The 10129-nt window shown below is 71.1% G+C and carries 7 protein-coding genes; 3 read left to right on the forward strand and 4 right to left on the reverse strand.

Annotated elements, in window-relative coordinates; translation table 11 throughout:
• Positions 1–148: 148 nt before the first annotated feature.
• The gene (locus FNH09_RS41195) at positions 149–1180 is read left to right on the forward strand and encodes a glycosyltransferase family 2 protein (RefSeq protein ID WP_152894991.1); all 1032 of its coding nucleotides are present in this window, start codon (positions 149–151) and stop codon (positions 1178–1180) included.
• A gap of 79 nt (positions 1181–1259) precedes the next feature.
• Here the strand turns inward: FNH09_RS41195 and FNH09_RS41200 are convergent, their stop codons facing one another.
• The 4 genes from FNH09_RS41200 to FNH09_RS41215 all read right to left on the reverse strand — a co-directional run bounded on the left by FNH09_RS41200 (position 1260) and on the right by FNH09_RS41215 (position 7213).
• Positions 1260–2846, reverse strand: a complete 1587-nt coding sequence (locus tag FNH09_RS41200) for an LCP family protein (RefSeq protein ID WP_152894992.1) — start codon at positions 2844–2846, stop codon at positions 1260–1262.
• Between the two features lie 122 nt (positions 2847–2968).
• Positions 2969–4741: an LCP family glycopolymer transferase gene (locus FNH09_RS41205; RefSeq protein WP_162469861.1), complete on the reverse strand. Its 1773-nt coding sequence runs from the start codon at positions 4739–4741 to the stop codon at positions 2969–2971.
• Positions 4742–4984: 243 nt separating this feature from the next.
• The gene (locus tag FNH09_RS41210; protein WP_202919867.1) at positions 4985–6091 is read right to left on the reverse strand and encodes an LCP family protein; all 1107 of its coding nucleotides are present in this window, start codon (positions 6089–6091) and stop codon (positions 4985–4987) included.
• Between the two features lie 357 nt (positions 6092–6448).
• The gene (locus FNH09_RS41215) at positions 6449–7213 is read right to left on the reverse strand and encodes a TIGR03089 family protein (RefSeq protein ID WP_162469863.1); all 765 of its coding nucleotides are present in this window, start codon (positions 7211–7213) and stop codon (positions 6449–6451) included.
• Positions 7214–7352: 139 nt separating this feature from the next.
• On the opposite strand from FNH09_RS41215, the gene FNH09_RS41220 reads away from it, so the two are divergent.
• Both FNH09_RS41220 and manB read left to right on the forward strand, forming a co-directional pair.
• Positions 7353–8867 carry a peptidoglycan recognition protein family protein gene (locus tag FNH09_RS41220; RefSeq protein WP_202919866.1) on the forward strand — a complete coding sequence of 505 codons (1515 nt, stop codon included), beginning with the start codon at positions 7353–7355 and terminating at the stop codon, positions 8865–8867.
• A 163-nt stretch (positions 8868–9030) separates the two neighbouring features.
• A complete protein-coding gene (gene manB / locus FNH09_RS41225) occupies positions 9031–10113 on the forward strand; it encodes a mannose-1-phosphate guanylyltransferase (RefSeq protein WP_162469864.1) in 1083 nt (360 codons plus the stop codon).
• Positions 10114–10129 lie beyond the last annotated feature (16 nt).

Raw genomic sequence — 10129 nt, forward strand, 5'->3', positions numbered from 1 at the left:
GAGAACGGGTGGGGGTGGACAAGTGGGGCACCTCCGGACGAGGCCGTACGCGATCCGTGAGCACAGTAGGCCCATACGATCTGCCGCCCGGGGCGGAGCACCCGGCGGCGCGCGCCGGTGTCGCCCGTTCGCGGTAACGTGAGCACCGATGAACGCCAAGTCCGACGTGCAGCTTCCCGCCGTTTCCGTGATCATGCCCGTCCTCAACGAGGAACGGCATCTCCGGCAGGCCGTCCGAGCGATCCTCGCCCAGGAGTACGCGGGCGAGATGGAGGTCGTGATCGCCATCGGTCCGTCCACGGACCGTACGGACGAGATCGCCGCCGAGCTCGTGGCGGAGGACCCGCGGGTGCACACCGTGCCCAACCCGACCGGTCGTACGCCCGCCGCCCTCAACGCCGCGATCAAGGCCTCCCGCCATCCGGTCGTGGTCCGCGTGGACGGCCACGGCATGCTCTCGCCGAACTACATCGCCACCGCCGTACGGCTCCTGGAGGAGACCGGCGCGCAGAACGTCGGCGGCATCATGCACGCCGAGGGCGAGAACGACTGGGAGCACGCGGTCGCCGCGGCCATGACCTCGAAGGTCGGCGTCGGCAACGCCGCCTTCCACACCGGTGGACAGGCCGCCGCGGCCGAGACGGTGTACCTGGGCGTCTTCCGGCGTGAGGCGCTGGAGCGGCAGGGCGGCTACAACGAGGAGTTCATCCGCGCCCAGGACTGGGAGCTGAACTTCCGGATCCGGGAGGCGGGCGGCCTCATCTGGTTCTCGCCCGAGCTGAGGGTGTCGTACCGTCCGCGCCCCAGCGTGAAGGCGCTCGCCAAGCAGTACAAGGACTACGGCCGTTGGCGGCACGTGGTCGCCCGCTACCACGAGGGCTCCATCAACCTGCGCTACCTCGCCCCGCCGGCCGCGGTCTGCGCGATCGCGGCGGGCGTCGTCGTGGGCGCGGCCCTCACCCCGTGGGGCTTCGTCATACCCGCCGGCTACCTCGCCGCGATCGTCGCCGGGTCGGTGCCCGCGGGCAAGGGGCTGCCGCTGAAGGCACGCCTCCAGATCCCCGTCGCGCTGGCCACCATGCACATGTCGTGGGGCTGGGGCTTCCTCACCAGCCCGCGGTCGCTGGCCAGGAAGGTCATCGCCTCCCGGCGGCCCGCGGTCGTCGGCGCCGAGGCGTAGAGCCTGCCGCTCGGACATACGGCTCGGCCCGGACCGCTCTCCCGCGGTCCGGGCCGATGTGTGTCCGGGGACTGCCGTCCTACCAGGTGTAGGCCGGGTTGACCTGCATGCACTGCGAGGTGTCCGAGGCGTTGATCGCCTGCGCCGTGTCGGGCGTCTTGTCCTCGTCCGCCGGCGCCTTGTACGTCGTACCCGACCGCCAGTCGGCTCCCACCACGAGCGTGATCCCGGAGACGGAGGTGGACTTCTCCACCGCGCTCACCGGGATGCCCAGGGACTTCGCGACCCGCTCGGCGTCGCCCTTGAGGTCGGCGCTCGGGTAGCGGATCAGGGTGGTGGCCTCGGCCGTGGCCGCCGAGGTGTCCGCCTTGGCCTCGGTGAAGCCCTTGCCGGTCAGCAGCTCGGTCACCGCCTTGGCGCGGCCGGGGACCGGGGCCAGGGCGTCGGTGGCCGTGCCGTTGCGGACCTGGACCGCGATCTGGTCGTCCGCGGCTGCCGGATCCGCGGTCGCCTCCGCGGTGGCGGTGGCGGCGGTCTTCTTCTTGTCCTTGCCGTCGAGGGCGATGTCCTCGCGCACCATGCGGAACAGCTTCGTGGCGTCCGCCGTGGGCTTCACGCGCGCGCCGACGTATTCGTTCGGCATCGTCGTCATCGTGATGCGGTCCGTCGGGACCTTCTTGAGCTCTTCGGCCAGGTCGTACATCTTCGTGATGGTGCCCAGGCCGTCGTCGACGGTGATCGCCTTCGTGGCGGCCTCGGCGAGGCTCTGCAACTTGGTCGGGTTGGTCAGCTTCGCGCTGGCGCGCAGCTCGCGGACCATCGAGTTCATGTACATGTGCTGCGCCTTGGCGCGCGCGAGGTCACTGCCGTCCTCGAAGCCGTACCGGGTGCGCAGCCACTGGAGGGCCTGCTTGCCCTTGACCGACGTCGTGCCCTCCTTCAGCTTCAGGCCCGAGCCGTGGCCGGTGGAGGTGTGCGACCAGACGTTGGAGCTCACACAGACCGGGACGCCGCCTATCGCGTCCGCCATGGAGACCACACCCGAGAAGTCGATCATCATGAAGTGGTCGATGTGGATGTCGGTCAGCTTCTCCCACGTCGCCACCGTGCAGCCCGGACCGCCGCGGCCCAGCGACTGGTTCGCCATCACGGTCGTGGTGCTGGCCGAGTAGACCTTGCCGGTGTCCGGGTCCGTGCACTTGGGTATGTCGACCAGGGTGTCGCGCGGCATGCTCACGACCGACATGTTGGAGCGGTCGGCGGAGACGTGCAGCAGCATCTGGACGTCGGCGAGTGGAACGCCGCCGAAGGTGTCCTTGGCGCCGCCGAGCTTCTGGTTCTCCTCGGTGTCCCGAGCGTCCGAACCGATCAGCAGGATGTTCAGCGCGGTCTGCCCCGCCGCGTTCGCCTTCGTGCCGGCGGCTCTGTCCTTCTCGTCGCCGATGTTCAACGCATCCTTGTGGATATTGCCGTTGAGGTGGCGGTAATACAGGTACCCGGCGCCGGCCGTGCCGAGTATGACCACGGCCATCACCGTCGCCGACCAGCGCAGCACCCGGCGGCTGCGGCCCGCCTTCTTGGTGCCGTTGCCGCCGCCCCCGTTCAGTTCCTGGTCCGACAGTTCCTGGTCCGACGGCGTGCCCTGGCTCTGCGGCGTGAGCGACATCGTGTCGTCCACCGCAGACGCCTCCCCTCGCACAATGCTCTGCGCCAACTCCAGCCTCCCCACCCTGCGCCCGACAACGGGTCCACCCCGCGCGTTCTAAGACGCGAGACGGACCCGTTAGGTCACTTGGCGCACTCAACCTTGTCCGCTGTGGACGTGCTGACCGAGTCCGGCACCTTTGTCGCCGCGGTCAGGGACACGCCCGCACCCTTGAAGTCCTTGCCGAGAGTCAGCGTCATCGCGGGCAGACCTTGTGAGTTGGTCACGCTCTTGCCGGGCTTCAGCGCGGATCCGGAGAGACCCATGAGCTTGGCGAGCTTGCGTGCCTGGTCGGCCTGGTCGGGCGCGTACTCCAGCGTTGTCTTGCTCAGAGTCGCCGGGGCGTTGCCCGCGTTCTCCGACTTCGTCACGCCCTCATCATTCTGCAGCCAGTTAAGTGTTTCCTGTGCGCTGCCCGCCACGGCCCCGCCGTTCAGGATCCGCACCCGCACCTCGGAGGCCGCGGACTGGGTGCCCTCAAGGCGCTTGGCGGCCGCGGCGGCCTCCTTGCTCTTGGCCGCCTTCTTCTGCGCCGCCACCTCGGTGAAGGACACGTCCTCCTGGATCATCTGGAAGATCGTGGGCGCCGTGGTCTCGTTGAGGACGACCGTGGCCTTCACCTTCTCGGCCGGGTTGTCGAGCACCGGCACCGTGGTGAACGTCAGGTTCTTGGGGTTGAGCTTGCCCATCTCCAGACCGAGGTCCTTCAGCTTGCTGATGCTGTCGAGCTGGGAGTCCACGGTCAGCGCCTTGGTGGCCGCCTCGGCCACCTTCACCATCTTCGTCGGGTTGGTGAGGGTGGAGTTGGAGTTCAGCTTGCGCATCAGCGCGCTGAGGAACTGCTGCTGGAGCGTGATCCGGCTCAGGTCGCCGCCGAAGCCGACCGCGTGCCGGGTGCGCACGAAGGCGAGCGCTGTCTCGCCCTCGATGTGCTGGGTCCCCTTCTTCAGGTTCAGGTGCGAGTCGGGGTCCTTGATGTCCTTGGCGAGACACACGTCGACCCCGCCGACCGCCGTGGTCAGCGTCTTGACCGCGTTGAAGTCGGCGACCATGAAGTTGTCCGGGGTGATCCCGGTCAGCTCCGTGACCGTGCGCATGGTGCAGCTCGGTGTCCGCTCGTCCTGGCCGAGGCTGGTGTTGAAGCGGACGCCGTCCGTGCCCTTGATGACCTTGGTGGTGCCGTCCGGCTGGGTGGTCGGGCAGTCCGGGACGTTCACGATCAGGTCGCGCGGGATGCTGAGCGCGGTCGCGTTCGTCCGGTCCTTGGAGACGTGCAGCAGGATCGTGGTGTCGGCGTGGCCGACGCTGCCGGCGTCGCCGTAGCCCTTGTTGCCCGCGCCGGTGCGCTTGTCGGTGCCGATGACAAGGATGTTGATCGCCTTGTCCTTGTTGAAGCCACCGGTGCTCGCGCCGTCGTCCGGGGACGACTGGATGTTGCTGTTGAGGTGCTGGATGTAGAGGTATCCCGCTCCGGCGCCGGCGACCAGCACGAAGGCCATCGTGCCGCCGGTCCACAGCAGGATCTTCTTCGCACGCGACTTCTTCTTCCCCGGCCGCCGCCCCCTCCGTCCGGGCGGCGGTTCCTCGGGCACGCCACGGCGTCGGCGCGGTGCCGGGATCTCGGGATCCGGCACCTCCCTCTCCCGTCCGGGCGGCGCGGCGGTACGACTGCGCGCTGTGCTCTTGTTCACATCCGCGGCACCCGCTCCGCGTGGCGCGGATCGTCGAGGCCGGGGCACCGCTGATTGCGGAGCGGAAGGAGCCAGTCGCAGTTCGTATTCGCCGGTGTTCGGATTGAGTACCCACTGGTCTGCGGGGTCGATGTTGTCCGCCCGCCCACGGCCTTGCGCGTCCACGGTTGTCCGAATCCTCCGTCGGGGCCACGCGGCGCCTTTCCCCCCTCAAGGCGCTCGGGTCACGGTCACACAGTGCGCGACCCGAGGCAGGACCTCGCGGGCCAGGGCACCGGGATCGCTCACACTATCCGCCCAGTTCAGCGTCAGGCGACGGCCGTGACAAATTCCACGTTCCTACAAGCGGGCAATACGCCCATTTCCTTGAACTGGCGTTCGTAAAAGTACGCCAACTTGGCAAGCGCTTTACTTGCAGCTGTCTTCGGCGGCCGTGTTGCCCCGGAAGACGGGCGTGGCGGACGTGGGATCATTTAGGGCGGAATCGCCGGAATTCTTCGACGGATTCCGGGAGACCTTCACCGGCGCGTCCCGACGCAGCTTCTCGAACAGGCGTTCCGCTTGGGGTTCCACGAGCTGATCGCGGTTGGCGTCGTACACGTACGACCTCCGCGGCACGGTCAGGAACTGCATGCGCCTGGCGGGGACTTCGCGCAGCCCGCGCACGAGCTCGTAGAGGCCGCGCAGGCTCGCCAGGTCGGGGTCGGTGGTGAGCGACGACGTCGCCGCGTCCAGCACCGGGTAGAGCTTGCCGGGATCGAGCAGTACGTCGTCGCTCTGCACCTTGTCGACCAGCGCTCCGAGAAACCGCTGCTGGCGGTCCATCCGGTCGGTGTCGCTGCCGTCGCCGAGCGACTTGCGGGCGCGGACGTAACCGAGGGCCTGCTCGCCGTCGAGCGTGACGCGGCCGGCGGGCAGCCGCAGCCGGGCGGCCTTGTCGGCGATGGGGCCCTTCAGGCACACCTGGACGCCGTCGACGGCGTCCACCATGTCCTTGAACCCGGCGAAGTCGACGACGGCGTAGTGGTCGACGCGGATGTCGGTGAGCTTCTCCACCGTGCGCACCGTGCAGGCCGAGCCGCCCATCTGGAAGGCGTAGTTGAACATCGAGAACGTCGGCTCGGTGTGGCTGCCGTCCGGGCGCAGGCACGAGGGCACGTCCACCATCAGATCGCGCGGCAGGGAGACGGCGGTCGCGCTGTGCCGCCCGGCGGCCAGGTGCAGCAGGATGGTGGTGTCCGACCGCTCGGTCCCCGAGTCCCGCCCGTACTTCCCGTTCCCGGCGCCCGCGCGCGAGTCCGAACCGATCAGCAGGATGTTCTGCGCGCCGTGCACGAGGGCGGTGGGCCGCTCCTTGTCGTACCGGGCGAGTTCCGCCGCGGCGGCGTCGTCGGCCTTGATGTTGCCGCTCAGCTTCGCGTACACCGTCCACCCCGCCCCGACGGCACCGGCGACGAGCACCGCCACCCCGGTCGCGGCTCCGCGCAGCCACCGCCGCTGCCGCCGCCGTATCAGCCCGCTGCCCTCCGCGGTGGCCCCCGCTCCCGGCCCGAGACACCTCCCGGAGGACCGAGCCCCGTCGGCGCACCGGCCCCGGGCGACTTCCGCCGCGTCGTCGGTCACGTCCGGGTCCACCCCCTCATCGCGTACCAGGGTGCTGCTCCTACGACCATGGCGCGACCACCGCAGGGCTGCGGGCGGGAGTAGCCCGAACGGGCGACCCCCTAAGGGGCGCGGGGAACCGCGCACGCAGCCGCAGCCGACCCGCGGACTCCACCGGCCCTGCGGCAAAATCCCCAGGGGCGCGGGGAACTGCGCACCGAGCCGCAGCCGGCCCGCAGCTTCCACCGGCCTCCGGCGAACCGCCCCGCGCTAGCGGCCCGCGCGAACCGCCGTCACCCGCTCGCTCTCCACCCGCTTCGCCAGTCCGTCGTCCGAGAGTTCCTCCAGGTGCCGGCACAGCACCACGGACCCGCCGCTCGCCAGCGCCGCGTACAACCCGGCGCTCAGCCCCTCCCACGTGTCGTAGGGCAGCCCGGACAGCAGCCGGGCCCCGGGCCCGGTGAACCCCAGCCCGGCGGCCTCGTCCCGGGCCCGCGCCACGACCTCGGTCCCCGTGAACTCCGCCCCGGCCACGATCAGCGCGGGCTCGTCCGGGTCCACGGGCACGTACGGCGCGAACCGGTCGCCATGGGTCGGCACGTCCACCGCGTAGTCGGCGTAGCCGTCAGGGGGGCCCGGCAGGAAGCGGCGGCCGAGCGGCGCCAGCGACAGCGCGTACCGTTCCCCGCGGCACGCGAGCCCCGCCTCGAACCGCCCGGGTCCGGCCACGACGAAGTCCGCCCGCGCCGGATCCCCGGACACGTCCGCGACGACACCCACCGAGGAACAGGCCAGCAGCCACACCGCCGTCTGCCAGTGCGCGGGCAGCAGCAGCGCGACGCGGTCGCCCGGTTCCGCGGACAGTCCGTCCTGGAGGAGGTTGGCGGTCTTGGCCACCCAATTGGCGAAGGTGGCCACGGACAGTTCGACGCGTTCGCCGGTGGCATCGTCGTAGAAGGTCACCAGGGGGCGTGAGGGATCCGCGGCGAGCGCGGAACGCAGCAGGTCGGCAGGGGTGCGATCGGTGGCGTTCACCCGCGCAAGCGTACGCGGGCGGCGCCGCCCGCTCCCACCGGCGGCCCGGTCGCGGGACACCGGTTCGGCGGAACACGGTCCGACGGACCGTCAGTTCTCCGATGGACAGATATATATGACTATGTCCAGGATCGGCGACATGCGTGGATTGCTTGCTTCTTCGATCGGTGTCACCTGTGCGGCCGCCCTCGCCCTGCCGCTGAGCCCGCCCGCCGCCGCGGCGCCCAGGACGGTGTCCGCGAGCGCGCTCCCGCCCGGCGACGCGGCCGCCCCCGCGGCGCCGGACCTGCCCGGCAGCACCCAGTCGCTGCCCCTCGTCCCCCTCGCCCCCGACCACCGCGGTTCCACCACCCGCACCCCGGGCGCCCTGACCAAGGATCAGGGCCTGCCGCGCCGCGACGTGCACCGCTTCTCCCTGGTCGGCGTCGTCTGGGACGACCCGGACGCCGAGCTGCGCGGCCGTGTCCAGGTCCGCACCCGCGCCGCCGGCGCCCGTGCCTGGTCCGGCTGGCGGGACGTCGACACGCACTACGGCGACCATGGCGCCGACCCCGGCACCGCCGAGTACGCCTCGGTCCGGGTGCGGGGCGCCACCGCGCCCCTGTGGGTGGGCGATTCGGACGGGGTCGAGGTGCGCGTCCACGCCGAGTCCGGAGCCCACGGCCCGGCCTCCGCCCAACGGGCGGGCCGCAGCCTGCGCGCGGTGCCCCCGGCCGGCTCCCGCCCCCGGCTCCCCTCCGGGCTGCGCCTCGAACTCGTCGACCCGGGGCGCGCGAAGCCGGGCCCGGCCGTCGCCGCCGCGCGCTCCGGCCCGCGCCATGCCCCGGTGGCCGCGCCGCGCGCCGGTGCCGCGAAGTCCCGTACCCCGCGCGGAACATCGGACGCCGCGGTCCGGCTGACCGCCGCCGCGGCCGCCGCGTCGTCGGCCAACGCCGACCTGGTCCCGCTCGGCGCCACCGTGATCCCCGCGCTGACCCGGCGGCAGACCGTGGACGAACTGCGCACCCTGGCGGCCGCCGACCCGGCGCAGCGGCAGCGGGCGACGCCGTACATCGGCCCGCGCCCGCGCATCGTCACCCGGCTCGGCTGGGGCGCGAGCGAGACGCTGCGGGAGAAGGGGTTCGTCTACACGTCGAAGGTCAAGGCCGCCTTCGTGCACCACACGGCCTCCGGCAACACATACACGTGTGCACAGGCGCCGTCAGTCATCCGCGGTATCTACCGCTACCACGTCAAGAGCATGGGCTGGCGGGACATCGGCTACAACTTCCTCGTCGACAAGTGCGGAAACATCTACGAGGGCCGCGCCGGGGGAGTGACGAAGCCGGTCCGGGGTGCCCACACCCTCGGTTTCAACACCGACAGCATGGGGATCGCGGTCCTGGGCACGTACGGCACCACCGAGCCGGCCGCCGCGGCGGTGACGGCCATCGCCCGGCTGACGGCCTGGAAGCTGGGTCTCTTCGGGGCCAATCCGAGCGGAAAGACATATCTGACGTCCGGCGGTGGCAATCTCTACCGAAAAGGTAAGAAGGTACGACTGAACGTGATCTCCGGCCACCGGGACGGGTTCGCCACGGAGTGCCCAGGGCGGCAGCTCTACGGCAAGCTCGGCACCGCCCGCACGAACGCGGCCCGCTATCAGGGGCGCTGACGGCCGGAGCGTGTTCGGCGGGGCGCATTCACCGCCGTCGGGGGACAGCCGGGAACCAGGGGCGGACACCGCGCGGCAACCGAAGAAGCCAACGAGACGGTCTGCGTACACTGGCCGGCCGAAAGACAGTTCGGCCGGTCCCGGCAGGAAGCAGAGACGACAGGTGACAGAAGCCATCCTCCTGGTCGGCGGCAAGGGAACCAGGCTGCGCCCGCTCACGGTGCACACGCCCAAACCCATGGTCCCGGCGGCCGGGGTGCCGTTCCTCACGCACCAGCTGGCGAGAGCGAGAGCGGCGGGCGTGGACCACATCGTCCTCGCCACGTCCTACCTGGCCGAGGTCTTCGAACCGCACTTCGGCGACGGCTCCGAACTGGGTCTGCACATCGAGTACGTCACGGAGGAGGAGCCCCTCGGCACGGGCGGCGCGATCCGCAACGTCGCCTCCCGGCTGCACTCCGGCCCCGACGAACCGGTCCTGGTCTTCAACGGCGACATCCTCACGGGCCTGGACATCAGGGCACTGGTGGACACCCACGAGTCGACCGGCGCCGACGTCTCCCTCCACCTCACGAAGGTCACGGACCCGCGCGCCTACGGCCTGGTCCCCACCGACGGGACCGGCCGGGTCCTGGCCTTCCTGGAGAAGCCCCAGACACCCGAGGAGATCATCACCGACCAGATCAACGCGGGGGCGTACGTCTTCCGCCGCTCGGTCATCGACACGATCCCGCGGGACCGCCCGGTCTCCGTCGAACGCGAGACCTTCCCGCAGCTGCTCGCCGCCGGCGCCCACCTCCAGGGCCTGGTCGACTCGACGTACTGGCTCGACCTCGGCACCCCGGCGGCCTTCGTACGCGGCTCGGCGGACCTGGTCCTGGGCCGCGCCCCCTCGCCCGCCGTCCCCGGCCGCTGCGGCGACCGTCTCATCCTGCCGACGGCCAGGGTCGCCCCCGACGCCAAGCTGACCGGCGGGACGGTGGTGGGCGAGGGCGCGTTCGTCGCGGAGGGCGTGCGGGTGTTCGGCAGCACGATCCTGCCCGGTGCCGTCATCGAACCGGGTGCCGTCATCACCGACTCGCTCATCGGCACCCGGGCCCGCGTCGGCCGGCGCTCCGTCCTCACCGGCACGGTCGTCGGCGACGGCGCGGTGGTCGGCGCCGACAACGAGCTCCGTGACGGCGTCCGCGTCTGGTGCGACGCCCGCATCCCGGCAGGCTCGGTGCGCTTCTCCTCCGACCAGTAGCCCCACCACCCCAGGG

This window comes from Streptomyces adustus (assembly GCF_009377175.1).
Lineage (GTDB): Bacteria > Actinomycetota > Actinomycetes > Streptomycetales > Streptomycetaceae > Streptomyces > Streptomyces adustus.